This window comes from Xanthobacter oligotrophicus, from assembly GCF_008364685.1.
Lineage (GTDB): Bacteria > Pseudomonadota > Alphaproteobacteria > Rhizobiales > Xanthobacteraceae > Xanthobacter > Xanthobacter oligotrophicus.
The window spans coordinates 163382-188392 of sequence record NZ_VTTL01000007.1; the positions used below are offsets into that span (position 1 = coordinate 163382).

General features: G+C 66.6%; 24 protein-coding genes. 16 read left to right on the forward strand and 8 right to left on the reverse strand.

The window, feature by feature from the left end:
* Positions 1–24 precede the first annotated feature (24 nt).
* From FZ033_RS13320 to FZ033_RS13335, 4 genes are all read left to right on the forward strand, one after another.
* Entirely contained in the window at positions 25–744 is a 720-nt protein-coding gene (locus FZ033_RS13320) for a response regulator (protein ID WP_149576612.1), read from the forward strand.
* On the forward strand, positions 741–2129 hold the full coding sequence (locus FZ033_RS13325; protein WP_408068485.1) for an ATP-binding protein: 1389 nt from the start codon (positions 741–743) through the stop codon (positions 2127–2129). The genes FZ033_RS13320 and FZ033_RS13325 overlap by 4 nt, the downstream gene beginning before the upstream one ends.
* Before the next feature lie 88 nt (positions 2130–2217).
* The gene (locus FZ033_RS13330; RefSeq protein ID WP_149576613.1) at positions 2218–3087 is read left to right on the forward strand and encodes a tRNA nucleotidyltransferase; all 870 of its coding nucleotides are present in this window, start codon (positions 2218–2220) and stop codon (positions 3085–3087) included.
* Positions 3088–3864: 777 nt separating this feature from the next.
* Positions 3865–4893 carry an RNA-directed DNA polymerase gene (locus tag FZ033_RS13335; protein WP_149576614.1) on the forward strand — a complete coding sequence of 343 codons (1029 nt, stop codon included), beginning with the start codon at positions 3865–3867 and terminating at the stop codon, positions 4891–4893.
* A gap of 370 nt (positions 4894–5263) precedes the next feature.
* Here the strand turns inward: FZ033_RS13335 and FZ033_RS13340 are convergent, their stop codons facing one another.
* The 3 genes from FZ033_RS13340 to FZ033_RS13350 all read right to left on the reverse strand — a co-directional run bounded on the left by FZ033_RS13340 (position 5264) and on the right by FZ033_RS13350 (position 9478).
* Positions 5264–6703 carry a DUF1254 domain-containing protein gene (locus FZ033_RS13340; RefSeq protein WP_149576615.1) on the reverse strand — a complete coding sequence of 480 codons (1440 nt, stop codon included), beginning with the start codon at positions 6701–6703 and terminating at the stop codon, positions 5264–5266.
* A gap of 460 nt (positions 6704–7163) precedes the next feature.
* Positions 7164–8429, reverse strand: coding sequence for an ATP-dependent DNA helicase (locus FZ033_RS13345; RefSeq protein WP_232847468.1), 1266 nt, complete (start codon positions 8427–8429; stop codon positions 7164–7166).
* Between the two features lie 47 nt (positions 8430–8476).
* A complete protein-coding gene (locus FZ033_RS13350) occupies positions 8477–9478 on the reverse strand; it encodes an adenosine kinase (RefSeq protein ID WP_149576616.1) in 1002 nt (333 codons plus the stop codon).
* A 318-nt stretch (positions 9479–9796) separates the two neighbouring features.
* Between FZ033_RS13350 and glmM the strand changes: the two genes are divergently transcribed.
* Both glmM and FZ033_RS13360 read left to right on the forward strand, forming a co-directional pair.
* The gene (gene glmM / locus FZ033_RS13355) at positions 9797–11140 is read left to right on the forward strand and encodes a phosphoglucosamine mutase (RefSeq protein ID WP_138401272.1); all 1344 of its coding nucleotides are present in this window, start codon (positions 9797–9799) and stop codon (positions 11138–11140) included.
* Positions 11141–11234: 94 nt separating this feature from the next.
* Complete coding sequence (locus tag FZ033_RS13360) at positions 11235–11945, forward strand: outer membrane protein (RefSeq protein ID WP_149576617.1); 711 nt, start codon at positions 11235–11237, stop codon at positions 11943–11945.
* 31 nt (positions 11946–11976) lie between these two features.
* On the opposite strand, the gene FZ033_RS13365 is transcribed toward FZ033_RS13360, so the two are convergent.
* Together FZ033_RS13365 and FZ033_RS13370 are read right to left on the reverse strand one after the other, a co-directional pair.
* Positions 11977–12384 carry a response regulator transcription factor gene (locus FZ033_RS13365; RefSeq protein WP_149576618.1) on the reverse strand — a complete coding sequence of 136 codons (408 nt, stop codon included), beginning with the start codon at positions 12382–12384 and terminating at the stop codon, positions 11977–11979.
* Positions 12384–12782: a response regulator gene (locus FZ033_RS13370; protein WP_149576619.1), complete on the reverse strand. Its 399-nt coding sequence runs from the start codon at positions 12780–12782 to the stop codon at positions 12384–12386. Before FZ033_RS13370 ends, FZ033_RS13365 begins: the two co-directional genes overlap by 1 nt.
* A gap of 214 nt (positions 12783–12996) precedes the next feature.
* Here FZ033_RS13370 and FZ033_RS13375 point away from each other — a divergent pair, with 214 nt between their 5' ends.
* Entirely contained in the window at positions 12997–13458 is a 462-nt protein-coding gene (locus FZ033_RS13375) for a type II 3-dehydroquinate dehydratase (RefSeq protein WP_149576620.1), read from the forward strand.
* Positions 13455–14414, forward strand: coding sequence for a 2-hydroxyacid dehydrogenase (locus FZ033_RS13380; protein ID WP_149576621.1), 960 nt, complete (start codon positions 13455–13457; stop codon positions 14412–14414). Before FZ033_RS13375 ends, FZ033_RS13380 begins: the two co-directional genes overlap by 4 nt.
* Positions 14415–14459: 45 nt before the next feature.
* Here FZ033_RS13380 and FZ033_RS13385 read toward each other — a convergent pair whose 3' ends face one another.
* Positions 14460–14882, reverse strand: a complete 423-nt coding sequence (locus FZ033_RS13385) for a YciI family protein (protein ID WP_149576622.1) — start codon at positions 14880–14882, stop codon at positions 14460–14462.
* A gap of 172 nt (positions 14883–15054) precedes the next feature.
* On the reverse strand, positions 15055–15993 hold the full coding sequence (locus FZ033_RS13390) for a LysR family transcriptional regulator (protein ID WP_149576623.1): 939 nt from the start codon (positions 15991–15993) through the stop codon (positions 15055–15057).
* 235 nt (positions 15994–16228) lie between these two features.
* On the opposite strand from FZ033_RS13390, the gene FZ033_RS13395 reads away from it, so the two are divergent.
* From FZ033_RS13395 to FZ033_RS13425, 7 genes are all read left to right on the forward strand, one after another.
* Positions 16229–17683 carry a 4-hydroxyphenylacetate 3-hydroxylase family protein gene (locus FZ033_RS13395; RefSeq protein ID WP_149576624.1) on the forward strand — a complete coding sequence of 485 codons (1455 nt, stop codon included), beginning with the start codon at positions 16229–16231 and terminating at the stop codon, positions 17681–17683.
* The gene (locus tag FZ033_RS13400; RefSeq protein WP_149576625.1) at positions 17680–18180 is read left to right on the forward strand and encodes a flavin reductase family protein; all 501 of its coding nucleotides are present in this window, start codon (positions 17680–17682) and stop codon (positions 18178–18180) included. The genes FZ033_RS13395 and FZ033_RS13400 overlap by 4 nt, the downstream gene beginning before the upstream one ends.
* Positions 18181–18190: 10 nt before the next feature.
* Entirely contained in the window at positions 18191–18625 is a 435-nt protein-coding gene (locus FZ033_RS13405; protein WP_149576626.1) for a RidA family protein, read from the forward strand.
* Between the two features lie 379 nt (positions 18626–19004).
* A complete protein-coding gene (locus FZ033_RS13410) occupies positions 19005–20036 on the forward strand; it encodes an ABC transporter substrate-binding protein (RefSeq protein ID WP_149576627.1) in 1032 nt (343 codons plus the stop codon).
* Between the two features lie 207 nt (positions 20037–20243).
* Positions 20244–21095, forward strand: coding sequence for an ABC transporter permease (locus FZ033_RS13415; RefSeq protein WP_149576628.1), 852 nt, complete (start codon positions 20244–20246; stop codon positions 21093–21095).
* The gene (locus FZ033_RS13420; protein ID WP_149576629.1) at positions 21095–21928 is read left to right on the forward strand and encodes an ABC transporter permease; all 834 of its coding nucleotides are present in this window, start codon (positions 21095–21097) and stop codon (positions 21926–21928) included. Before FZ033_RS13415 ends, FZ033_RS13420 begins: the two co-directional genes overlap by 1 nt.
* On the forward strand, positions 21918–23075 hold the full coding sequence (locus FZ033_RS13425; RefSeq protein WP_232847469.1) for an ABC transporter ATP-binding protein: 1158 nt from the start codon (positions 21918–21920) through the stop codon (positions 23073–23075). The genes FZ033_RS13420 and FZ033_RS13425 overlap by 11 nt, the downstream gene beginning before the upstream one ends.
* A 49-nt stretch (positions 23076–23124) precedes the next feature.
* Here FZ033_RS13425 and FZ033_RS13430 read toward each other — a convergent pair whose 3' ends face one another.
* A complete protein-coding gene (locus tag FZ033_RS13430; RefSeq protein WP_149576630.1) occupies positions 23125–23778 on the reverse strand; it encodes a DUF1028 domain-containing protein in 654 nt (217 codons plus the stop codon).
* A gap of 38 nt (positions 23779–23816) precedes the next feature.
* Here FZ033_RS13430 and argE point away from each other — a divergent pair, with 38 nt between their 5' ends.
* Entirely contained in the window at positions 23817–25010 is a 1194-nt protein-coding gene (gene argE / locus FZ033_RS13435; protein WP_149576631.1) for an acetylornithine deacetylase, read from the forward strand.
* Position 25011: the final 1 nt, after the last annotated feature.

Here is a 25011-nt window from a genome sequence, read left to right on the forward strand (position 1 = left end):
GGATTGTGACCTGCGAGCGCCCCCATGTCTGATGCCGCCGCCGCGCCCGCCCCCGTGCCCGTCGCCGATGACGCGCCGCATCTTCTGGTGGTGGACGACGACAACCGGATCCGCACCCTGCTGTCGCGCTTCCTCACCGAGCACGGCTACCGCGTCACCACCGCCGCCAATGCCGCCGAGGCGCGCAGCCGGCTGGACGGGCTCGCCTTCGACCTGCTCGTGCTGGACGTGATGATGCCGGGGGAGAGCGGGCTGGACCTTGCCCGCGACCTCAGGCGCTCGTCCGCCGTGCCCATCCTGATGCTCACCGCCCGCTCGGAGACCTCCGACCGCATCACCGGCCTGGAGGCGGGCGTGGACGATTACCTCGCCAAGCCGTTCGAGCCGCGCGAATTGCTGCTGCGCATCGGCTCCATCCTGAAGCGGGCGCTGCCGCCGGCGCAGAAGGCCATCGAGAGCGTGCGCTTCGGCGAGTTCGCCTTTCACCTGGAGCGGGGCGAACTGACCCGCAACACCGAGATCGTCCGCATCACCGAGCGCGAGCGCGACATGCTGCGGGCCTTGGCCGAGGCCCCGGGCGAGACCGTGCCGCGCCTTGCCCTGGCCGGCGGCGGGGCGGCGAGCGAGCGCGCGGTGGACGTGCAGGTCAACCGCCTGCGCCGCAAGCTGGAGCGCGATCCCGCCAATCCGGTCTTCCTGCAGACGGTGCGCGGCATTGGCTATCGCCTGGTGGTGACGCCTTGAGCGTGGTTGAAAGCGGGCCGTCCGGGTGGCGCCTGCTCGGTGGCTGGCTGAAGGACGCCAACACGCGTTTTGCCGCCTGGTTCAACCGGGTGACGCCCAAGGGGCTTTATCCGCGCTCGCTGCTCATCATCGTCACCCCCATGGTGATCCTGCAGTCGGTGGTGGCCTTCGTCTTCATGGAGCGCCACTACAATACCGTCACCCGCCGCCTCTCCGCGGCGGTGAGCCAGGACATCTCGGCGGTGGTGGCGCTCTACGACCTCCTGCCCAAGGACCGCGACTTCACCGAGCTGCGCCGCGTGGCCTGGCGCAACCTTGCCCTCAACGTTACCGTGCTGCCGCCGGACCCGCTGCCGCCGCCGGGGCCGAAGCCCTTCTTCTCGGTGCTCGACAGCTCCCTGTCGCGCGAGATCGGTCGCCGCATCCAGCAGCCGGTTTGGATCGACACGGTCGGGCGCTCCAACCTCATCGAGGTGCGCATCAAGATGGACGACGCCGTCCTGCGCATCTTCGCCCCGCGCAACGCCGCCTATGCCTCCAACTCGCACATCTTCATCCTGTGGATGGTGGGGACATCTCTGGTTTTGTTGACGGTGGCCATCTTGTTCCTGCGCAACCAGATCCGCCCCATCGAGAACCTCGCGGATGCCGCCGAGGCCTTCGGCAAGGGGCGGGACGTGGAGAATTTCCGCCCGCGGGGCGCCCGCGAGGTGCGGCGCGCGGCCATCGCCTTCCTGGAGATGAAGCGACGCATCGAGCGTCAGATCGAGCAGCGCACCACCATGCTCGCCGGCGTCTCCCACGACATGCGCACCATCCTCACCCGCTTCAAGCTGGAGCTGGCCTTCCTGGGGGAGGGGTCGGAGACCGAGGCGCTGAAGAAGGACGTGGACGAGCTTGCCGGCATGCTGGAAGCCTATCTCGCCTTCGCCCGCGGCGATCCCGGCGAGCAGGCCGTGCTGACCGACATGGCGGCGCTGGTGGAGGATTTGCGCCTCAATGCCGAGCGCGACGGCGCCATCGCCGAAGCCAGCTTCATGGGCCCGCCCCTGGTGGAGGTGAAGGGCGACCAGCTCAAGCGCTGCGTGGGCAACCTCGTGAACAATGCGGTGCGCCATGCCTCCCGCGTCGCCATCACCGGCACCCGCGATGCCCGCTGGCTGATGGTGAGTGTGGACGACGACGGGCCAGGCATTCCGGAAGAAAAGCGCGAAGAGGTGTTCCGTCCCTTCCTGCGGCTCGACGATGCGCGCAACCAGGATGATGGCGGCTCGGGCCTCGGCCTCTCCATTGCTCGCGACATCGCCCGCGCCCATGGCGGGGAGGTGATCCTCGCCGATAGCCCCATGGGCGGGCTGCGGGCCACCGTGCGCATCCCGGTCTAAGCCGTGTTCGCGCCTTGATCGCCTATGTTATGGGCATGCCTTATTGATGGGCTTGCCTTCCCGCCGGGGGTGATGGTCCTATTCCCGGATGGACGAGACGCCCCCCTTCCGCATCGAGGACCTGATCGAGACCCATCCCGGTCTCGCGCTGCTGCGCCTTGCGGCCCTCATCGCCGAGAGCAGCCCGCAGGACGCGCGCGCGGACGAGGACACCCTCGACCTCATGTTCGAGCAGATGGAGGTGGGTGCGCTCGACGCCCTCGACCCCGTCCGCATGTGGCCGGAGCTGGAGCGCGGCCTGATGGCGCCGGCCCCCGCCGCCATGGTGAAGGCCCTGCGCGAATGCGGGGTGCTGGAGATCGTGCTGCCGGAGGTGTCCTCCCTGTTCGGGGTGCCGCACATCACCGATACGGCGGACGAGATCGACCTCGGCGTGCTGATCCTCAATTCCCTCACCGAGGCGGCCCGCCGCAACGCGCCGCTGGAGGTGCGGTTCGCGCTTCTGGTGATGCATGCGGGCAAGTCGGATTCCCCGCGCGAGCACCTGCCGGTGCATTACCGCCACATGGAGCGCGGCCTGCCCCGCATCAATGCCATCTGCGACCGCTTCGCCCCACCCGAAGTGTGCCGCGACCTCGCCCTGCTGGCGCTTCAGGAATGCGAGCGGGTGGGGCGCGTGTCGCCCATCCGCGCCGGGCCGGTGGCAGCCATGCTGGAGCGCACCGGCGCCTTCCGCGATCCCGACCTGTTCGCCAAGCTTTTGCTGGTCTCCACCTGCGATTACTTCGGCTATGGGGACAAGGAGGGCGACACCCACCCCAAGGTGGACCTCCTCCTCGCCGCCCGCACCGCCTGCGCGGCGGTGGACGCGGAGGGGCTGGAGGGCGAGGATCTGGCGACAGCGCGGGCTCAGGCGATCGCGCTGGCGTTCCGCTCGGAGCGCTGGGCGGAGGCTTGAGGGGTGGGGCCCGAGGTTGGGCGAGGTCGCAAAAGCTAGCTAAACTGTTTCACTTTCGATGTTCCGAGGGCGTCAGCCGTTTGTACTATTGTTCGCGCCTCTGGGTTGTTTTTGGGCTTGACGACGGATCCGTGTAGCCGCTTGCTCTATTTTGGCAGCTGGCTAGGGGGAGTTATCTTGATCAAGCCGATTCGTCTCACGCGTTCTCAGCGATTGCGGCGCTTCTTGGAGGTAGGCTACCTTGCTGAAGAATTGCCTCCTCCCTTTGTGTCCCAATCTATTGCTCGTTTTCGCCAGGTATTGCTTCGAGAATGGAGTGCCGAAGCGACATACGCGACGTTTCGTTCTCGGCCTGAGCAGTTCACCATTCCTCGTTATGGAGCAGCTCGCAGGCGAGTTACGATACCGAATCCCATCAATTTCTTCCGATTGTCGGCAGTGATCTCCAATGGGTGGGTCGAAATTCGAAATCATATTTCGAAGTCTAGGATTACAGAGTTCAGGCCAATTTTAGACGCCGAGGGTCCGCGGGCGGTATTCAAGTTAGATTTTGGCATTATTGATAAAAGGACGGCAGAAATACTATCTGATTATGATTATGCATTTAAAACTGATATAACTCGATTTTACCATAGTATATATACGCATTCTATAGCTTGTGCGCTCTATGGAAAAGATTGGGTGAAGAAAAATAGATATCAAAAGTAATTCAAAGAATCTCTTGGTAATCTACTAGATTTAGAACTTAGAAAAGGTCAGGAAGATCAGTCTGTTGGGATGCCGATTGGGCCTGATACTTCGCGCATTCTGTCGGAAGTGGTTGCGGTGGGGTTGGAGCGAGAGCTTCAGCCGCTGCTTCACGATCTTGATCGACGCTCGATCCGTTATGTGGATGATATTCTAATCGGGTTCGACGAGGGCGAAAATGATGATCAAGTGGCCGCCGCACTAGAGGCGGCCATGTCTCACTACGAGCTCGATATTAATGTCTCCAAGACGCGAACTTTGGGGAAGCGGGGTGTAGAGTGCATTGAGTGGGTTTCGGAACTTAGAGCTTGCCGAGTGCGGCTACGGAGCGCCGAAAATCAACGGAGTGACCTAGAACGTTTCTTTACGCTTGCGCTATTTTACGCTGATCAAAATGAAAAAGACGCTGTTTTAAAATGGGCCATGAAACGTGCCAGGTCGTTCAAGCTAAATAATGTTAATTCGAGTCTGTATTTCGACTATATGATAAGATGTTCGCGTAAGTCGTTGTCGACGTTGCCGATATTAGCTCAATCCCTGATCGAGGCGCATAGTAATTCAGTTCCGATCCCCCTCGACCGGGTGGAGAAATTTGTTCGCGATACCATCCGTGTCCACTCCCGCGTAGGGCACGCCTTCGAAGTGAGTTGGTCCCTCCTGATCGCAAAGGGGCTGCGTATTCGTCTGAGGCGGGAGCAACTGACTGACGTTTTCAAGTTGGAGAGCAGCCCGTGTGCACTGCTCTGTATGGATCTTAACGCTCGTGGTCTAATTGAAGGAGGAATCGACGAAGCGGCATGGCTTCCATATGGCACCGCTGATGGGCTGGCGTCCCCCATGTGGCTCCTCGCCTACGAAGCTGCACTGAAGGGATGGTGGTCAGACGGGCGTCGCGACTATGTCCGCAACCATCCTCTTTTTGGTCCTATGCTTCGACGAGGAGTTTTCTTCTACGACGAAAAGCGGAACGTGCCGCGTCTCCGCAAGGAGTTAAAGGAGGCCAAGACGCAACGAATTCGGGCAGGCCTGATCCTTAGCAATTGGCTGGACTACCTTTGACCAGTTCGTTGCTTCGAATCTCGGAATCTGAGTGTCAGCGGCCGGCGGAGTTCGGTTGGGAGGCCATCCAAAAAGCGGGGGTTGAAACAGCTCCGATGTTGGTTCGACCATCTGCCCCCCTCACCCCTCAAACCGCTCCATGAACCCCACCACCCGGCGGTCCACGCGCGCATCCTGACCGCGGATCGGCCGTACCAGCGACTGCCCCTCCAAAGCCCGCGAGCCAGCCACATAGGCCCACCCGAAGCGAAGGCGCCGTCGCCGAAGTCGATGCGCGGGTCTTCGAGCGTCAGCCCCACCCAGCGCGGGGGTATCACCCCCGCGCTGGGCTTCAGCGCCAGCCGCTCCGCTCCTGCGGCTCGCCCCCCTATCAGGCCTTCCGGATGCCCGGCGGCTGCCAGGTGCCCCTGCCGGCGGGGAGGATGGAGGGGGGCGTTTCCTTGGGCCAGTAGAGGCGCATCACCAGGTAGATGGGGCCGTCCGGCGCGGGCAGCCAGTTGCTCTCCTTGTCCGGGCCGGGGGACTTGTTCTGGATGAGGAGGGTGACCGACCCGTCGGCGTTGCGCTTCAGGTTCGGCAGCATCGGCGAGTTGATGAGGTAGCGGTCGATGGGGTTCTTGATGAGCAGCTGGTTCACGCCGTCATACATGGTCACCGACCAGAAGGCGTTGACCGGCGGCAGGCCATCGGCCGGGAAGGTCAGGGTGTAATTGTGCCTGGAGCCGTCGAGGGTCTGGCCATCGGCATCCAGGCGCGTCATCGGATAGGTGGCCTCGACGGCGTCATTGCCATAGATGCCGGCCTGGGCCCCCACCGCCCGCAGCAGCCAGTCGCCGTTGAAGAAGGCGGCGTCGCCCGCGGGCGAGCCCACCCGCCAGCCGTTGAAGTTCGTGCCGAAGGCCGCCACGGCCTCGGTCACCTTGCGCTGGCCCTCCTTGAGGCCCAGCAGGATCTCGGCCTTTTCCTCCAGCGAGAGGGTCTTGAAATCGAAGCTCTTGCCGGCCCCGACGCCGATGGTGGCCAACTGCGCGCGGATCTCGCGCTCCTCCGGCAGGGCGGGGGAGAATTGCAGCGCGAAATCGAGGAACTCGAAGAAGTCCGTGCGCGCGAGGTCCTTGGTGAACTTGGGGAAGTCCGGCACCGGCGCGGCCGGCGGCGCCGCCTTGCCGAGGAAGGCGGAGAGCGGCCGCAACTGGTAGCCCGCCTGCACCTTCTTCACGTTGTCGATGTCGGCGGCATCGAACAGCTGGGTGCGGAAGATGGTCAGGGCAAAGTCGGTGCTGGCGCGAAAGACCTTGCGGATTCCGGGCGTCGTCTCGCCGGTCCAGCGCGGCCCGACCGCCAGGAAGTCGCCGGCGTCGTTGCCGGTGGCGCGACTGCCGATATAGCCGTAGTTGAAGGTGTTGCCGTCCACCAGCTGGACCGAATAATAGCGCTTGGGGTCCACCGCCGGCACCGAGATGACCTGTGGCTCGGCGCGCAGGTCCAGCCACGCCAGCGAATAGGGCGTGTCGCTGTTTGGCGTGGGGACCGAGGTGTCCTGATAGGTGAAGACACGGGCTTCGTTGTAGATCTGGTTGAACGGGGCCTTGAACTGGCCCGAGTTCTTGTCGACCACGTATTCGTACATCACCCCATAGTTCATCACCAGCGGCAGGCCGTAGATGAAGCCGGCCTCGGCGATGTCCTTCGCCTTGAAGAAGCCGGGGCGATCGGGAGCCGGCGCCGCGCGGGACAGGCCGGGCACGAGGGCCGGCGCGGACAGCCCGCCGGCGGCGAGGATCTTCAGGAAATGACGCTTTGAAAGCATGGGCGACCTTCTCTTGTGGGAAGGGACGCTGCCACTCCCGGCAACGGCCCGGCCTCGGTTTGGATTGAGCCATCCGTCCTGTGTTTATGTGCGACGCTTGAACACCAACAGGTTTCGCCATGACGTGGAGAGAGTCGGTCTAAATTGAGGACTGTTTCCGACAGTTGTTCCCCATGATGATGTGCTCATTTCTAGCGTGAGTCGCAGGCAGGTAAACCCAGGGCTCCAGGTGATGTCGCGCCGGCTTAAATCCTTATCCAGACCGGAAATTTAAGCGGAAGCAGGGGCCAAGGAGAATGCGTTGATTGGAATGTTTAGTGCATGAGGGCGGTTTCTGCGTCAACTGTCGAAAAACCGGCGCGCGGCGATACATGCAATAATCAAACGCAGTGCGCCAACTTAATACCGCCATCGACTCTGTCGTTCCGTCATGATAGATGACGCTGCGTCAGACTTATCCTCACCCCTCGAACCGCTCCATGAACCCCACCACCCGCCGGTCCACGCGCACGTCCTGTCCCCGGATCGCCCGTACCAGCGAGAGCCCTTCCAGCGAGCGCGCCCGCGACAACGCCACATAGGCCTGCCCCGGGGCGAAGGCGCCGTCGCCGAAGTCGATGCGCACGTCTTCCAGGGTCAGGCCCTGCGCCTTGTGCATGGTCAGCGCCCAGGCGGGGGCCAGCGGCAGCTGGGTGTAGGTGCCCACCACCTGCGCCTCGATGCGGCCGCCCGGCTCGTCCCAGCCGTAGCGGATGCGCTCCCAGGTGAAGGATTCGATCTCCACCACCGGCCCGGCATCCAGCTTCACCATGGCGGAATTGTCGCCCAGCCCCACCACGGTGCCCACCGAGCCGTTGACCCAGCGCCGGGCCGGATCGTTGCGCAGGGCCATCACCCGCGCGCCGCGCTTCAGCACCAGCCGTTCCGCCACCGGCAGGCGGTCGCCCTCCAGCCCGAACTCGCCCTTCAGCAGGCCGGAGAATTCGCGGCCGGCGTCGGCCAGGGTGGCAAGGCCTCGGGCGTTGTAGGCGTCGGCGCGGGCATTGGTGGGGGTGAGCAGCACCGGAAGGGCGCCGTCGCGATGGGGGCGCACGCAGGCGTCGTTCAGGGCCTCCGCCGCCTCCCGCGCGCCGCGTCCGCGCCGGATGGCGTCCAGCATGGCGATGAAGGCGCGGTCGGTCTGCCGGTGCACGTGGGTAAACGGCACGCCGACCGGCTCGCGGTCGGCCAAGGCCTTGGCGTTGAAGGCGAAGGGGCCTTCATAGCCCATCCGGCCCAGCATCTCCTGCTCGGCCATGGGCACCACCGGGGGGAGCTGCAGGAAATCCCCCACCAGCACCATCTGCACCCCGCCGAACGGCTCGGAAGTGTCGCGGGCGATGCGGAGCGAAATGTCGATGGCGTCCATGAGGTCGGCGCGGACCATGGACACTTCGTCGATCACCACCCGGTCGAGTTTCTTGAGCAGGCGGCGCACCTGCACCCGTGGCTTCACCTCGTCGGGGTTGAGCAGGCGCGGGGGGATGCCGAAGAAGGAATGGATGGTCTGCCCGCCGGCCTGGAGCGCCGCGACGCCGGTGGGGGCCAGGAACACCTGCCGCCCGCGCGGGGTCTTGCGCAAGGCGTGCAGGAAGGTCGTCTTGCCGGTGCCGGCCCCGCCCAGCACCATGAGCAGCGGGGCGCGGCTGTCGATGGCGGCGAGTGCCCGGCCGGCCGCGTCCGCCACGTCGGGAGCGGCCGGCAAATCGCTTGGCGAGTCACTCGGCAAATCGCTCACGACAGGAGGCCGGCCTCGCGGGCGAGGTCGAGGAGGGGACGCTGGGGCCGCGCGCCCATCTGGCCGATGATCTCCCCCGCCGCCAGCGCGCCGAGGCGCAAAGCGGTGGCCGGGTCCAGCCCGCGCGTGTAGCCGGCGAGGAAGCCGGCGGCGAAGAGGTCGCCGGCGCCGGTGGTGTCCACCACCTTCTCCACCGGATGGGCCGGCACGCTCACCACCGCGCCGGAGGTGACAAAGGAGGCCCCCTTCTCCGAGCGCGTCACCACCGCCTCCTTCGCATCGCGGCGCAGGGCGACGATGGCGGCATCGAAATCGGCGGTCTCGTAGAGGGATTTCAGCTCGCCCTCGTTGCAGAACACGAGGTCCACGGTGCCGCCCCGGATCAGGTCCAGGAACTCGCCGCGATAACGGTCCACGCAGAAGGCGTCAGACAGGGAGAGGGCCACCTTGCGGCCGGCGCCGTGGGCGATCCGGGCGGCGGCGAGGAAGGCCTCCTTCGCCGGCGGCGGGTCCCACAGATAGCCTTCCAGATAGGTGATTGCGGCGCTTTCCACCTCGCCCGCATGGATATCGGCGGTGGTGAGATGCTGGGCGGCGCCGAGATAGGTGTTCATGGTGCGCTCGCCGTCGGGCGTCACCAGGATCAGGCAGCGCGCGGTAGCGGGTCCGTCGGCGGCGGCCGGCGTGGCATAGGCGACCCCGGCGGCGCGGATGTCGTGGCCGAAGACGGTGCCGAGCGTGTCCGCCTTCACCCGGCCGACGAAGCCGGCGCGCCCGCCGAGGGAGGCGATGCCCGCCGCCGTGTTGGCCGCCGAGCCGCCCGAGGCCTCGGTGCCCGGCCCCATGGCGGCGTAGACCTCTTCCGCCCGTGTCTCGTCGATGAGGGCCATGCCGCCCTTCACCATGGCGTGCCGGGCCAGGACATCCTCCTCGGCGCGGGAGAGGACATCGACGATGGCATTGCCGATGGCGAGAACGTCGAGGGCGCTTGAGGTCACGAGGGGCAATCTCCGCAAAGAATCGGCGGAGCCGTAGCATTGGGCGAGGGGCCGGCGCAATCTTCGCCTTAACCCTGCGTTTGTCCCTGGCGGCTAGGCTGTATAGGGCGGCGTGCCTTCCTGTTGCGGCCAAGGCTTTGTTTTTGACACTTTTGTAGCCGTAGAGAACAGACCATCGGGGTGTCATCCAGGGGCGGGGCAGCCGTGCTTCGTTACGCGCGCGTCACCAGAAGTGATGGCGTGCCGCGCGCCAGGGATGATAAGGCAGATAAACCCCTGTGGAATCAGTGCCCGCGCCAGCGTGGAGCAAGAGGGAACATGTCGCGCAAATATTTCGGGACGGACGGTGTGCGCGGGCGCGCCAACGCAACGCTGACGGCCGATCTGGCGCTTCGGGTCGGCATGGCCGCGGGCCTGACCTTCCAGCGGGGCGAATACCGCCACCGCGTGGTCATCGGCAAGGACACCCGACTGTCCGGCTACATGATTGAGAACGCCCTGGTGGCGGGCTTTACCTCCGTGGGCATGGACGTGCTGCTGCTCGGCCCGGTGCCGACCCCGGCGGTGGGCATGCTCACCCGCTCCATGCGCGCCGACCTGGGCGTGATGATCTCCGCCTCGCACAATCCCTATGACGACAACGGCATCAAGCTGTTCGGCCCCGACGGCTTCAAGCTCTCCGACGAGGTGGAGCGGGAGATCGAGGGGCTGATCGACGAGGACATGGCCAAGCGCCTCGCCAAGCCCGCCGAGATCGGCCGGGCCAAGCGGCTCGAAGGCGTGCACGCCCGCTATATCGAATATGCCAAGCGTACCCTGCCGCGGGACCAGACCTTCGACGGTATCCGCGTGGTGGTGGATTGCGCCAATGGCGCCGGCTACAAGGTCGCCCCCGAAGCCCTGTGGGAGCTGGGGGCGGACGTGGTCTCCATCGGCGTCGAGCCCGATGGCATGAACATCAACCGCGACGTGGGCTCCACCTCGCCCGCCGCGCTGTCCGCCAAGGTGCGGGAAGTGCGCGCCGACATCGGCATCGCCCTCGACGGCGACGCCGACCGGGTGATCATCGTGGACGAGAAGGGCCACGTGGTGGACGGCGACCAGCTGATGGCGGTGGTGGCCGAGAGCTTCAAGGAAGACGGCCGCCTCGCCCGCAGCGGGCTGGTGGCCACCGTCATGTCCAACCTGGGCCTGGAGCGGCATCTGGCGGGGGAGGGCATCTCGCTCGCCCGCACTGCCGTGGGCGACCGCTACGTGCTCGAGCGCATGCGCGCGGACGGCTACAATGTGGGCGGCGAGCAGTCCGGCCACATCATCCTGTCGGACTATTCTACCACCGGAGATGGCCTCGTGGCCGCGCTCCAGGTGCTCGCCGTGGTGGCGCGGCGGGGCAAGCCGGTGTCCGAGGTGTGCCATCGCTTCGATCCGCTGCCGCAGATCCTCAAGAATGTGCGCTATGCCAGCGGCCGGCCGCTGGAGGACGAGAAGGTGAAGATCGTGATCGCCGATGCGGAGCGCCGCCTCGCCAATCATGGCCGCCTGCTGATCCGCCCTTCGGGCACCGAGCCGGTGATCCGGGTGATGGGCGAGGGCGACGACCGCGACCTCGTCGAGAACGTGGTCGACGACGTCATCGACGTGCTCCAGAAGGTCGCCGCCTGAGCCCCCGCTTAACTGTTCGTCAGGGTTAATCCGGCCTTAAAGCTTGCTATGCGAGGGTCTGCTTCGAAAGCGGATCTTGGCACGGGTTCAAGCAATGGTGCGGTTTTGGAGTGCGGGGCGTTGTGGTCTCGCCGGCGCGGCGGCGGTGGCCTTCCTGTCGGCCGGAACGGTGGCGCAGGCGGCTGACCCCGAGGCCGCCGACATGCTGGCCAAGCTCGGCCGCCCCGGCGATTTCTCCCTTGCCCCTCCCGAGGTTTCGGACGATGCCCCCTCCGGCTGGTACATGCGGGCGGATGCCGGCTATGTGGCCTCCACGGGTGGCCGCGTCACCACCGCGGGCGTGCCGGCGGGCAGTGATCTGTCCGGCTCGGGCTGGTCGGTGGGTGGCGGGCTGGGCTACCGGTTTCTCCCGGTGCTGCGCGGCGAGGTGAGCCTCGACTATCTCGACCTCGGCACAGCCCGGAACGGCGTCGCCCACCTGTCGTCGAACGCGACGGTGGCACTGGCGAGCCTGTACTGGGACGTGATCACGCTGGCCGGCTTCACGCCCTATCTGAGCGCCGGCCTCGGCTTTTCCATTAATACGCTCGATGTGACCCCGGCTGCCTTCGGCCCAGCGGTGAACGACTGGCAGTTCGCGTGGTCGGCGGGGGCGGGGTTGTCCTACGCGCTCAGCTCCGACCTCAGCCTGGATGTGGGCTACCGCTACCTGGATCTAGGGTCGCCGTCGTCCGCCGGAGTGTTCGCTGTGAGCGATACAATTGCCCACCAGGTGCGCTTCGGCGTGCGCTACATGCTGCGGTGAGCATTCAACACCGGCAGGCAAAAAGCGAGCTTCAGCGGTGCCGTCCGCGCCGCGCCATGAGCCAGCGGATGCGGTCGGCCAGTTGCTGGGGCTGATAGGGCTTGTCCACGGCCGGGCCATCCTCGCACAGGTCGGTGGCCTGGGCGGCGGCCATGGCGGGCGAGCCGGCCAGCACCACATCCATGTGGGGATGGGTCTCCCGCAGCCAGCGCGCGAGCGCAAAGCCTTCCCGGTCGCCGGTCGCGGCGGCGTCGGCGAGCACGATGTCGATGCCCTCGGCCTCCACCTCCAGGATCAAGCCTGCTTCTTCGCCGGTCGCCGCCTCCAGCACCCGGTAGCCGCAGCCACGCAGGTAATCGGCGATGACATGGCGGACGACGATGTCGGTCTCCACCACCAGGACGGTGGGGGCGGGCTCGGCTGCATCGGCTTGCATCATCAGGAGGCCTCGTTTGCGAACTGGGCGTGGATGAGCTGGATCACGGTTTCCACGCTGTAGGGCTTGGCGAGGAAGGGCGCGACCAGGGCCGCCACCGAACCGTCCAGATGGCCGGAGGTGAGGATCACCGGCAGGCTGGGGCGCTCCGCCTTCAGCATGCGGGCCAGCTCGTAGCCGTCCAGCGTGCCTTCGGTGCGCACGTCGGTGAACACCACGTCCACATGCAGGCCAGCGATGATGGCCTCGTAGGCTTCCTGCGCCGAGGCCGCCTCGATGACGGTGAGGCCGGCCTCCCGCAATTCGCCCGCCGTGACCAGCCGGACGAGGGCATCGTCCTCGACCAGCAACACTGTGCGTGCGGCTGCTACCGTACTTGGCGCGAGACCTGGAGCTGACATGATCCGATTATTCTTCCGGCGCGACGTCGAACCTGAGAACGCCGTTATCGCGCTCCGGTTCCCCCGACTTTCAAAGAGGGGGGCACAAAATCAGGAAAGCCGATGCCCGCCATCCCAACTTTCGATTGGCCGGCGGCGGCCGGGCCGTTGACAGTGCGCGAGACTTTCCAAGTTCGCCTGCCAAATTCGCCTTCCAGAAAACAGGACACCAGCGGTGGCAACCACGATCTTCTTCATCAACGGGCCGAACGCCAATCTCTACGGCCTCGACCCGTCCGGCACCTACGGCAGCGAGAGCTTCCCGGCCATCGAGGCGCGCTGCCACGCCCATGCGGCGGCGCTGGGGGTCACCCTCGATTTCCGCCAGTCCAACCATGAGGGCGTGATCGTGGACTGGATCCAGGAAGCGCGGGCCAAGGCGGATGCCATCGTCATCAATGCGGCGGGCCTCACCTATACGTCCATCGCCATCCTCGATGCGCTGCTGGCCTTTCCCAAGCCCATCATCGAGGCGCACATGAGCAATGTGTACCGGCGCGAGCCGTTCCGGCACCATTCCTTCGTCTCCAAGGCGGCGACGGGGATCGTGGCGGGCCTTGGCGCGCTGGGCTACGAACTCGCCATCAGCGCGGCGGCGAAGCTGGCCGCGGCGCAGGCGGAGGGGACGGGCAAGTGAGCGAGCAGGCGAGCGGGGCGCTGGTGTTCTACAGCGCCGTGGACATCGGACAGGAATGGACGAGCGCCCTTCAGGCCGCCCATCCCGGCCTCGACGTGCGGATCGCACGGGCGGGGGACGGCCATGTGGAGGGGGATCCGGCGGAGGTCCGCTACGCGCTGGTGTGGAAGCCGCCCCACGGCTTCTTCGCGCGCTTCCCCAACCTGAAGCTCGTCATCAATCTCGGCGCCGGCGTGGATGCCCTGGTGGCGCGGGATGATCTGCCGGACGTGCCGGTCACCCGCCTCAGCGACCCCAACATGTCGCAGATGATGGCGTCGTTCGTGCTGTTCTGCGTGCTGCGCCACGCCCGCGACATTCCCACCTTCGAGCGGGCGCAGCGGGAGGGGCGCTGGCACTATGTGCATCCGCGCACGGCGGCCGAGACCCGCGTGGGCGTGCTCGGCCTCGGCGACCTGGGCGCGGTGGCGGCTCTGGAGCTGGCCCGGCACGGCTTCGACGTGCGGGGCTGGTCGCGCACCCCCAAGGCGCTGGAGGGCGTTTCGTGCTTCCACGGCCTTGAAGCCTTGCCCGGGTTCCTCGCAGGCAGCGACATCGTGGTGGTGATGCTGCCGCTGACGCCTGACACGCGCGGGCTCGTGAACGCCGCGCGCCTCGCGCAGCTGCCCAAGGGTGCCAAGTTCATCAACGTGGCCCGCGGGGCGGTGGTGGACGAGGCGGCGCTGATCGAGGCGCTGCGCTCCGGCCACATTGCCGAGGCAACCCTCGACGTGTTCGAGGTGGAGCCGCTGCCCGCCGAAAGCCCGCTCTGGGCCATGGACAACGTGCTGGTGACACCGCACCTCGCCTCCGTCGCCATCCCGCGCACTGCCGCGCCCCAGATCGTGGAGAACATCCGCCGCATCGAGGCGGGCGAACAGGTTTTGAACCAGGTGGACCCCAAGCGGGGGTATTGAAGCGCGAGGGGAGGGGGTCCCCTCGCGCTTGTGGCGGTCGGTCCCTCAGCGCTTGGCGATGGCCTCGCGGGCGCGGTCGTGGGGCGCGACCGCCTCAGGCGTCACGGCGTCGCCGAAATCGGCCATCTCATAGAGCGGCCGGATCTCGATCTCGCTCGGGCCGGGCATGGGGTTGGGGCAGCGCTTCACCCAGGCGACCGCCTCTTCCATGTCCTTGACCTCCCACAGCCAATAGCCGGCGATCAGCTCCTTGGTCTCGGCGAAGGGGCCGTCCATGACGATGCGTCCCGGGCCGTCGAAGGCGACGCGCTTGCCATTCGAGGACGGCTTCAGGCCGTCGCCGGACAGCATGATGCCGGCATTGGCCAGCTCCTCGTTGAACTTGCCCATGGCCTCCAGCAGTTCGGACGAGGGCATGAGGCCCGCCTCGCTGTCGGCCGTCGCCTTCACGATCACCATCACGCGCATGTCGCTCTCCTCGGTTCTGGCTGGCCATGGCGGCCTGCATCCCCCCAAGGACGGACGCCGGCGGCCGTCCCGACATCCCATTTGAATTTTACGCTACGTCATCGTGCCGCGCAGCCTCGGGAGCAACGCAGTTTCTTCACACGAACCGGTGCCCACTTCGCTCGAAACCACTTTAGTCCATGTCCGGTGCGATGGACCCGGGGGCGAACATGCCGCCGGGGGAGAAGGCATCGGACAGGAAGCGTGCGAACACCTCCACCGCCGGGCGCATGGGCTGGCGGCGCAGGGTGAGGCGCATCACCTTCACCGGCGGCAGGCGCTCCTTCAGCGGTCGCACCGCTACCCGGCTGCCGTCATAGGCCATGGTGGTGCGGGGCGAGGCATTGTGCAGCGTGTAGCCGCGCTTCTGCCCCACGAGGCCCCGGATCAGCTCGTAGGAGCGCGAGCGGTAGGCGATGCGCGGGGTGATGCCGGCGGCATCGAACAGGGAGAAGAAATAGTCGCGGGTGTGGGGCAGGTCGTAGAGCAGGAAGGGCTCGTCGGCCACGTCCTTCAGCGAGACCACGCTCTTGCCTGCCAAAGGATGATCGGCCGCCACCACCAGCAAAGGCGGCAGGTCGATGAGCAGTTCCCCCGACAATTCCTCCGGCACCGCATAGCCGTAGGACACGGCGATCTCCAGCCTGCCGGAGAGGATGCCGTCGAGGATCTCCCGCTGGTCTCCTTCTTCCAGCTTCACCGTGATGCCCGGCTGCACCTCGGCAAAGCGCGCCAGCAGCGCCGGCATGAAGCGCGGCGCGATGGTGAGGAAGCAGCCCAGCGCGATTTCCCCCCTCAGACTGTCGCCGAGCGCCTCGGCGGTCTGGGCGAAGTCGCGGGCGTGGGCGAGGAGATGGCGCGCCTCGTTCACATAGCGCTGCCCGGCCGAGGTGAGCGAGATGCCCCGCGCATGGTGGCGGACGAAGAGCTGAAGCCCGAGATCCGCCTCGGTCTGGGCGATGGCGGCGGAGATGGAGGGCTGGGACACGTTGAGCTGGCGTGCCGCCTCGGTGACGTTGCCGCAATCGGCCGCGGCCACCACGTAGCGCAGGGCGCGCAGGGACACGTTCATCTCCCCGGGGCTTCCGGGCAGGCCAAGACGCTGGATGGAAAAGGCAATCGCGAAAGCGGGCAGGGGGCGGACACGACCACGTCGGCGAGGCTCCGGTGACGGCCCCACTGTGGCGCATTGATCTGGATCATAAAAGCCGATCTTTTCGCCTCAGAGAAAATATTTTATCGATCCGAGCGCCGGCCCCACACTCTGCACCAATCCTAGGCATGACCAATTCGGGAGCAGGCGCGAGATGATCAGGACCGGAGCCGCCTACAAGGACGGCCTGCGCGACGGGCGCGAGATCTGGATCGACGGCGAGCGGGTGAAGGATGTCACCACCCATGCCGCCTTCAAGCCCATCGTGGATATCAAGGCGCGCATGTACGACCTCCACCACGAGGAGGCCACCGCCCCGGCGCTGACCTATGTGGAAGACAATGCGGTGCATTCCATCTTCCACCAACCGCCCACCACACAGGAGCACTGGCACGCCAAGCGCCAGGGTGTGGACATCCTTTTGAAGGACGTGGGAGGGGTGGTCACCCGCGTCGGCGATGAGACCATCGGCGAGATGTGGTCGCTGCAGGACGGTCGCGACATGCTGGCCGCCATCGACCCGCGCTTCGCCGCCAACATCGACAACCACATCAAGCGCGTGGTGGAGGAAGACCCCTTCCACGTCTCCGCCAATACCGATCCCAAGGGCGACCGCTCCCGCCACATCTCCGAGCGCGACCCGGACATGATGGTGCACGTCACGAAAGAGACGGACGCGGGCATCATCATCCGCGGCGCCAAGTACGAGACCGCCGCCGCCTATGCGGACCAGGCCTATCTCAAGCCCACCGTGGGTGCCTGGACCGACGAGAAGGAAAGTGACTACGCGCTCGGCTGCATCGTCAAGATGGGCGCGCCGGGGGTGAAGCACATCTGCCGCTCGGGCTTCGCCGGCCGCACCAACCCGGCCGACTATCCCCTCGCCAATCGCTACGACGAGGTGGATACGCTGGTGATCTTCGACGACGTTCTCATCCCCTGGGAGGACGTGTTCTTCTATCGCTATACCAAGGCGGCCCAGTTCGTGCGCGGCACGCTGCACCGCTACTCGGCCTATCCTTATGTGCTGCGCCTGCTCTACGTGGCCGACATGATGATCGGCGCGGCGCTGTGGAACGCCAAGCAGACCGGCCTCGACAAACTCCAGTCGGTACAGGAGAAGCTGGCGGACCTTGCGGTCTATCGCGAGGGCATCAACGCCCACCTCACCGCCTCCATCGCGCTGGCCGAGAAGAGCCCGGCGGGGCTGCTCATGCCCAACCAGTCCATCCTCTATGCCGGGCGCGTGCTGGCCTGCTCGCAGCTTCCGGCCATGATGCATGCCACCCGCGAGCTGATCGGCGGCCAGATCTGCGTGACGCCGAACGTGGCGGCGTTCGAGGCCGAGGGCACCTCGGACTGGCTGAAGAAGTTCTACACCCTCAACGACAATTGGGAATCCGACGACCGGCGCAAGCTGCTCGCCTTCGCGCGCGATCTCGTCTCGTCCGATTATGCCGGCCACCGCCTCGCCTTCGTGCAGTTCGCCCAGGCGCCGCACTTCAATCACTTGGCGGCGGTCTACAAGAGCTTCGACTTCGAGGGTCCGCTGGACTTCGTGCGCAAGACCGCCGGCCTCTCCGACAGGGTGAAGGGGTCGCTGAAATGAGCGCCCCCATCGATCCGGCGCTGTTCCGCGAGGCCATGCGGCGCATGGCGTCCGGGGTGGCGGTGATCGTCACCGACGGGCCGGCCGGGAAGGCCGGGCTCACCGTCTCCTCGCTGGCCTCTTTGTGCATGGAGCCGCCCTCGCTGATCCTGTGCATCCATGAGAAGAGCGCGGCGCTGGCGACCATCGAGGCCAACGGCGTGTTCGTCGCCAACGTGCTCGCCCATCACCAGTCGCGGGTCGCCGACGCCTTCGCCGGCCAGATCCCCGAACTGCGCGATGACCGCTTCGCCGCCGCCCGTTGGGACGTGGCGGCGAGCGGTGCGCCGGTGCTCGCCGACGCGCTCACGAGCTTCGATTGCCGGCTCGCCGCCCACCACGCCTATGGCACCCACCGCATCGTGGTGGGCGAGGTGACCGCGGTCCACGGCATCGAGGCCGAGGCCGAGCCGCTGCTCTACGCCAACCGCGCCTATCGGCGCCTCTCCGCTGCCTGAGGTTCGCACCGTGACCACCCAAACCCGGACCACCCACACCCGCATCCGCCCTTTCAACACCAAGCAGGCCTATCCCGAGCAGAATCTCGACAACGACGTATGCATGGCGGTCCGTGCCGGCAACACGGTCTACCTGCGCGGCCAGACCGCCATGGACCTCGACGGCAACATCGTCGGCGTCGGCGATGCGGCGGCCCAGACCGAGAACGCCATGGCCTGCGCCAAGGTGCTCCTGGAAGAGGCCGGCGCGCGGCTCGAGGACGTGGTGAAGATCGTCATCTACATCACCGACCGGGCCTATCGCGAACCGGTCTACCGCGTGGTGGGCTCTTGGCTGAAGGGGGTCTATCCGGTCTCCACCGGCATCATCGCGCAGGGCCTCGCCAAGCCGGAATATCTGATGGAGATCGACATCATCGCCGAGATCCCGGCCGAGCGGGCGTGAGGGCGGCGAGCGCCCTTCGGCGTGCTCGGTCCGTCGTCGCGGCGCGCGGCGGCATGCGCATGACGCATTCCAAACGCCGTCATCCCCCGGCTTGACCGGGGGATCCACTCGGCGGCCGGGTCGCTGCTCCGGACCAGCCGGGCAGGACGGCGGTGAAGCATCGGGCCTCTCATCCTCGCGCCGCTATCGGTGCGGGGAATGACTGTATTTAATGAAGTAATGATACGCTCAAACGCTTCTAAAATACTTTAGAATTGCAATTTTCCTGTTTCATTCGCGCGCCACTCTACGTACATTTACGTAAAGGTCTCGCGTCGGATGTCGCAGGATCGGCCCATATAATCAACCGCCGCAAAGGCGGATCCAGAGGAGAACACGGATGAAAGGCAAGTTCCTTGCCCTCGGCCTCGCACTGGCCGCCCTCGCGGCGGGTCCGGTGAGCGCTGCGGAAAAGCTGGTGGTGAGCACGTGGGGCGGCAGCTTCCGCGATCTCATCGCCGACACCATCGCCAAGAAGTTCACCGCCGACACCGGCGTGGAAGTTGAATATATCACCGGCGGCACCATCGACCGGCTGAACAAAGCGAAGCTCGCCAAGGGTTCCCCCGAAAGCGACATCACCTTCACCACCGCCCATGTGGGCTGGCTCTATGCCACCGACGACCTGTTCGAGACGCTGGATCTGGCCAAGATCCCCAATGCGTCGAAGCTGGTGCCGCAGGCCAAGGTGAGCCCCTATCACATCGGCGCCTGGGCCTATGTCTACACCATCGGCTACCGGCCCGACCTGACGCCGAAGAACATCACCTTCTCGTCCTGGGCCGACCTGTGGAGCCCCGAGCTGAAGGGCATGATCGCGGCCCCCGATTTTGACCCCAGCCACATCATCGCGGTGTCCGCGCTGCTGGCCGGCGGCTCTCCTGCGGACTGGCAGAAGGGCGAGCAGAAGCTGCTGGCGCTGAAGCCGAATTTCAAGGCCTTCTACACCAACGACGCCAACTCCCAGCAGCTCATCGCCACCGGTGAGACGCCGGTGCAGATCATGCTGTCCATGAATGCCTACTACATGATCGCGCAGGGCGTTCCGATCAAGCTGGTGATCCCGAAGGAAGGCGGCGTGCTCGGCATCGACACCATGGCCATCATGAAGGGCTCCAAGAAGCAGGAGCTGGCGCAGAAGTTCATCAACACGGCGCTCGATCCCGAGGTGCAGGGCCAGATCGCCGAGCTGAAGAAGGGATCGCCCACCGTGCTCGGCGCCAAGGTGAGCGCCGAGACGGCCAAGCTTCCGGGCGTCTTCACCACCGCCGAGCAGTGGGAGAAGGAAACCATCATCATCGACCACAAGCTGCGCGCGGAGAAGACCGCCGAATGGCGCAAGTGGTTCTCCGAGAACATGATCGCCAAATAGTCGTCGAGCAAGTCGTCGTCGAGACTGCCGGTCATGGCGGGCGCGGCTCTGCGTCCGCCCGGGATGTGAGGCGGACGCCCGGCCCCCAGACTGCCCTGATCGGTGGTCGGGCATCGCATCACTGCGGAGGGGAAGTGTGGGGCCCCTGCCCACTCTCCCCTCCGCCCCGGACAGGACGCCGGGACGGCTCAAGAATGGTCGAATGGCATGAACAAGCGCCCCTTCCTCGCCCTGTTCGTCACCCCAGCCGTGCTGGCGGCCCTTGCCTCGGCGGCGGCGCTGGCGGCGATCCTGCAATATGCCTTCCGCGCCTATGTGCCGGGATCGCTCGATCCGGGCGGCTTCTCCCTGTCGAATTTCGAGGCGCTGCTGCGCCCGCTCTATGCGCAGGTGTTCGTGCAGACCGTGTGGATCTGCCTGCTCACCGCCTTCATCACCCTCCTGGTGGCCTATCCCCTGGCCTTCGCGCTGGTGCGCACGCGCAACGTGCCGCTGAAGTCGTTCCTGCTGATCACGGCGGTAACGCCGCTGTTCCTCGGCGAGGTGGTGCGGACCTATTCCTGGATCATCGTTCTGGGCAATACCGGCTTCATCAATTCGACTCTGGTGGGCCTTGGCCTCGTGGAGCGTCCGGTGCAGATGATGTTCACCACCTTCGGCGTGGTGGTGGCGCTGGTGCATGTGACGCTGCCGGTGATGGTCATCATGCTCGCCGCCGCGCTCTCCCACATCGACGTGGACTATGAGAAGGCGGCCACCTCGCTGGGCGCCGGGCCGGTGAAGGCATTCCTCACGGTGACGCTGCCGCTCTCCATGCCCGGGGTGGTGGCGGGCGTTTCCACCGCCTTCGCCTGGACGTTCTCGGCCTTCGCGACTCCCCAGATGATCGGCGGCGGGCGGGTGAGCATGATCTCGACCCTCGTCTACCAATTGGGCTTCGCCTCCTTCAATTTCCCGTTCGCGGCGGCGCTTTCCATCACCGGCATCGCGCTCACCTTCGCGGTGCTGGCCATGGCGAAGCAGGCCATCCGCCCGCTGGAAAAGATCGGAGCCCACTGATGCGCCGCCGTGTCATTCCCGCCCGCGTCGGCGAGCGCATCCTGAAGGTCGCCGGCTGGAGCGTGGTTGCGCTCATCGTCGCCTTCATCATCCTGCCGGCGGTGGTGGTGGCCATCTCGGCCTTCAACGACCGCGCCATCCTCACCTTCCCGCCGCAGTCGTGGTCGCTGCGCTGGTTCCGGCGGGCCTTCACCTATCGCGATTTCGCCGTCGGCTTCCAGAACGGGCTCATCATCACCGCGTTCGCCTCCTCCATCGCGCTGGTGGTGGGCGCGGGCTTCGCCTTCGCCATCGACCGCTACAGCTTTCGCGGCAAGACGGCGCTGGAGGCCATGCTGACCTCGCCGCTGGTGATCCCGCACTTCACCATCGGCCTCGGCTTCCTCATCCTCGCCGCGCAGGTGCATGCCACGCGCACCTTCGCCCTCGTCATCGTCTGCCATGTGGTGCTGGTGCTGCCCTTCGTCATGCGGTCGGTCTATGTGTCCCTGCGCAATCTCGACGGGCGGCTGGAGCTGGCCGCCGCGAGCCTCGGGGCGAAGCCCGGCATGGCGCTGTGGACGGTGACGCTGCCACTCCTCATCCCCGGCCTGTTCTCGGGCTGGCTGTTCGCGGCCATCCTGTCCTTCAACGAGTTCACGGCCTCGCTGTTCGTCACCGCCCAGGCGACCCAGACCTTGCCGGTGGCCATGTACAACTATGTCCGCGAATATGCCGACCCGACGCTCGCGGCGCTCTCCGTCATCTACATCGTGGTGACGGCGGGCCTCCTCACCCTCGCCAACCAGTTTCTCGGCCTCGGAAAGGTGCTGAACGTTGAGCATGCCCGCTGAACGCCGCGATCCGCAGGAGCGCGCCTCCATGTCCTCAACCCCGCCTGACGTGGCGTCCCGGACCCACCCGGTGGGCGTCCAGATCGACGGCGTCACCAAGCGCTTCGGCGACGCCACCGCGCTGCACGAGGCGTGGCTGAAGATCGGCCAGGGCGAGTTCATGACGCTGCTCGGCCCGTCCGGCTGCGGCAAGACCACCCTGCTGAACCTCATCGCCGGCTTCCTGGAGGCGGACGGCGGCGAGATCTTCGTCTCCGGCAGCCTGATGACCGAGACGCCGCCCTATGATCGCGAGATCGGCGTGGTGTTCCAGAACTACGCGCTGTTCCCGCACATGAGCGTGGCGAAGAACGTGGGCTATGGCCTGCGCATGCGCGGCGTGCCGAAAAAGGAAATCGAGCAGCGGGTGGCCGAGGCGCTGGCGCTGGTGAAGCTCGCCGCCTTCGGCGATCGCAAGCCGCGCCAGCTCTCCGGCGGCCAGCAGCAGCGCGTGGCGCTGGCCCGTGCCCTCGTCATCCGCCCCAAGGTGCTGCTGCTGGACGAGCCGTTCTCGGCGCTGGACAAGAATCTGCGCGGCTCCATGCAGGTGGAGCTGAAGGAGATCCAGAAAAAACTGGCCGTCACCACCATCTTCGTCACCCACGACCAGAGCGAGGCGCTCTCCATGTCCGACCGCATCGCGGTGATGTCGGACGGGCGCATCCGCCAGGTGGGCACGCCCGACGAGATCTATCGCCGGCCGCTCGACCCCTTCGTTGCCGCCTTCGTGGGCGACGTGAACGTGCTGCCGGCGCGCCTCGAACGCCGCCTTGGGGATGTGGCCACCGTCGCGCTGGGCGAGGGCCGGGTGCAGGTGCGTGCCGAGACCCTGGACGGCCTTGCGCCCGGCGCCGCCGTGGACCTGTTCGTGCGGCCGGACGCCATGCGTTTCGCCGATGCCGACGGCGTGCTCGCCGGCACGGTGGCGACCCATGTCTACCAGGGCTCCCACGTGGACGTACTGGTGGATGTGCCGGCCGCGAAGGGCGGCCGCGTTACCGTGCGCGTGCCCGGCCATGACGCGCCGGGCCGCTGGCCGGCAGGCGCGCGCGTCACCCTCGATTTCGCGGCGGGCGACGCCGTGGCCTTCGCCTCCGATGCGAAGTGATGGCGGCGTCCGGCCTTCACAAGCCGGGCGCCGTGGCGGGCCCGAGATCCTAGAAAGCGGGCGCAGTGGCAGGGGACCGGGCGCGGCTCTCGAAGGCGGCCTGCTCGGGGGCGTAGCGGTCCCACAGGGCGCGCAGGGTGGCGATGGGGGCCTCGTCCCAATCCACCCGCAGGTCCACCACCGGCCAGTCATAGATGCGCGCCACATGAAGGCCCGCCGCATGCTCGTCCCCGGTTTCGCCGCCAGCTTCGAGCCCGGCTTCCAGCCCCCGCAGCAGCCGCTCGGCCAGCGGCAGGGTGGGGTTGGCGAGGAAGGCGTCGCGCATGGCGGCCGGCACGCCGTCATGGGTGAGGAGATTGCCCAGAGCGATGCAGCCGTGCCCTTCCGCGACCGCCGCGATGGGCAGGGCCTCGGCGCCCGAATGCCACGCCACCTGTCCGTAGCGGTCGATGACGCTGGCCTGCCGGAAGGCGGGCTCCGGTGTTCCCGCCAGCAGGGTTGTGAGCACGCCGCCGGCGCCGAGGCCCTGCCGCAGCAGCCCGAGGCCGGCGGGCCCCAGGGCGGGGTCGGTCACATTCTGCGTGGTCACGAGCCCGAGCGGGCTCACCCAGGCGCACCGGCTGGCGACGCAGATGCTGGACGAGGTGATGGCGATGCCGAAGGCCCCGGTTTGCGGGCAGCGTGCGGCGATGGAATAGGTCATTCCCGTCTCCTTTTCATGAATTTTCTAGCGGGGCGGGCATGAGCAAGCAAGTATTATCCGAAGAAATACTTGGAAAACTCATCTCAATTCCTTCGATTACAGATACCGCCAATGAAGAGGTGGTCTCCGCCATCGCGGCTATCGCCGCCCCCTTCGCCCGCGTGCGTCGCCTGCCCAACGTCGGCGGCGAGAAGACCGCGCTGCTGATCTCCATCGGGCCGGAGGACCGCCCCGGCATCGTGCTGTCCGCCCACACCGACGTGGTGGCGGTGGCGGGACAGCCGTGGACCAGCGATCCCTTCCGCCTCGCCGTGCGGGATGGCCGGCTGTACGGGCGCGGCACTTCCGACATGAAGGGCTTTGTCGCCTGCGTCCTCGCGGCGCTGCCTGCCTTCGCCGCCGCCGATCCGCAGACCCCCGTGCATGTGGCCCTGTCCTACGACGAGGAGATCGGCTGCAAGGGCGCGGGGGATCTGGTGGCGGCAATCGCGGCGCTGCCGGCGCTGCCGCTGCTGTGCATCGTGGGCGAGCCCACGGGCATGAAAGTGAAGCGCGCCCACAAGGGCAAGACCGGCTGGCGCGCCACTGCGCTGGGCCGCACCGGCCATTCCGCCCTGCCGCACCAGGCGGCGAACGCGGTGACGGCGCTGGCCCGGTTCACCGCCCGGCTCGCGGATCTGGCGGACGAGCTGAGGACCGGCGCGCAGGACGGCGCCTTCGATCCGCCCTATGCCACGCTCCACATCGGCTCCCTCCACGGCGGCGGGGCGCTCAACGTGGTGCCGGACCAGGCGGTGATGGAATTCGAGCTGCGCTCCATCCCCGGCAGCGACACCGCCGCCCTGTTCCGCCGCATCGAGGCGCTGGCGGAGGAGGCGCGCGCGGCCCTGAAGGCGCAAGCGCCAGAGGCGGACCTGCTGCTGGAGGAGCTTTCCGCCTATCCCGCCCTCGCCACCGCCCCCGACGCGCCGGAGGCCGCTGCCGTGGCGCGGCTCACCGGCGACAATGGCGCCCCGGGCACCATCGCCTTCGGCACCGAGGCCGGGCTTTACGCGCAGGCGGGCATCCCTACCCTGGTCTGTGGCCCAGGCGACATCGCCCGCGCCCACAAGGCGGACGAATGGGTAGGGCGTGAGGAGCTTGCCCAATGCGATGCCATGCTGGCCCGCCTGGCTGATATCATCCGCCGGCCCGCCGCCGAATGGATCAATGTCGAGCCGCGCGGCGCGTGAG

What these genes read in the sequence shown, in the direction of transcription:
- FZ033_RS13360 (WP_149576617.1), top strand. Translation starts at nt 11,235, where the DNA reads ATGGTGCGGTTTTGGAGTGCGGGGCGTTGTGGTCTCGCCGGCGCGGCG.
- FZ033_RS13330 (WP_149576613.1), top strand. Translation starts at nt 2,218, where the DNA reads ATGGACGAGACGCCCCCCTTCCGCATCGAGGACCTGATCGAGACCCAT.
- FZ033_RS13395 (WP_149576624.1), top strand. Translation starts at nt 16,229, where the DNA reads ATGATCAGGACCGGAGCCGCCTACAAGGACGGCCTGCGCGACGGGCGC.
- FZ033_RS13415 (WP_149576628.1), top strand. Translation starts at nt 20,244, where the DNA reads ATGAACAAGCGCCCCTTCCTCGCCCTGTTCGTCACCCCAGCCGTGCTG.
- FZ033_RS13430 (WP_149576630.1), bottom strand. Translation starts at nt 23,778, where the DNA reads ATGACCTATTCCATCGCCGCACGCTGCCCGCAAACCGGGGCCTTCGGC.
- FZ033_RS13340 (WP_149576615.1), bottom strand. Translation starts at nt 6,703, where the DNA reads ATGCTTTCAAAGCGTCATTTCCTGAAGATCCTCGCCGCCGGCGGGCTG.
- FZ033_RS13425 (WP_232847469.1), top strand. Translation starts at nt 21,918, where the DNA reads ATGCCCGCTGAACGCCGCGATCCGCAGGAGCGCGCCTCCATGTCCTCA.
- FZ033_RS13385 (WP_149576622.1), bottom strand. Translation starts at nt 14,882, where the DNA reads ATGCGCGTGATGGTGATCGTGAAGGCGACGGCCGACAGCGAGGCGGGC.
- FZ033_RS13420 (WP_149576629.1), top strand. Translation starts at nt 21,095, where the DNA reads ATGCGCCGCCGTGTCATTCCCGCCCGCGTCGGCGAGCGCATCCTGAAG.
- FZ033_RS13410 (WP_149576627.1), top strand. Translation starts at nt 19,005, where the DNA reads ATGAAAGGCAAGTTCCTTGCCCTCGGCCTCGCACTGGCCGCCCTCGCG.
- FZ033_RS13335 (WP_149576614.1), top strand. Translation starts at nt 3,865, where the DNA reads ATGCCGATTGGGCCTGATACTTCGCGCATTCTGTCGGAAGTGGTTGCG.
- FZ033_RS13390 (WP_149576623.1), bottom strand. Translation starts at nt 15,993, where the DNA reads ATGAACGTGTCCCTGCGCGCCCTGCGCTACGTGGTGGCCGCGGCCGAT.
- FZ033_RS13365 (WP_149576618.1), bottom strand. Translation starts at nt 12,384, where the DNA reads ATGATGCAAGCCGATGCAGCCGAGCCCGCCCCCACCGTCCTGGTGGTG.
- FZ033_RS13320 (WP_149576612.1), top strand. Translation starts at nt 25, where the DNA reads ATGTCTGATGCCGCCGCCGCGCCCGCCCCCGTGCCCGTCGCCGATGAC.
- glmM (WP_138401272.1), top strand. Translation starts at nt 9,797, where the DNA reads ATGTCGCGCAAATATTTCGGGACGGACGGTGTGCGCGGGCGCGCCAAC.
- argE (WP_149576631.1), top strand. Translation starts at nt 23,817, where the DNA reads ATGAGCAAGCAAGTATTATCCGAAGAAATACTTGGAAAACTCATCTCA.
- FZ033_RS13400 (WP_149576625.1), top strand. Translation starts at nt 17,680, where the DNA reads ATGAGCGCCCCCATCGATCCGGCGCTGTTCCGCGAGGCCATGCGGCGC.
- FZ033_RS13370 (WP_149576619.1), bottom strand. Translation starts at nt 12,782, where the DNA reads ATGTCAGCTCCAGGTCTCGCGCCAAGTACGGTAGCAGCCGCACGCACA.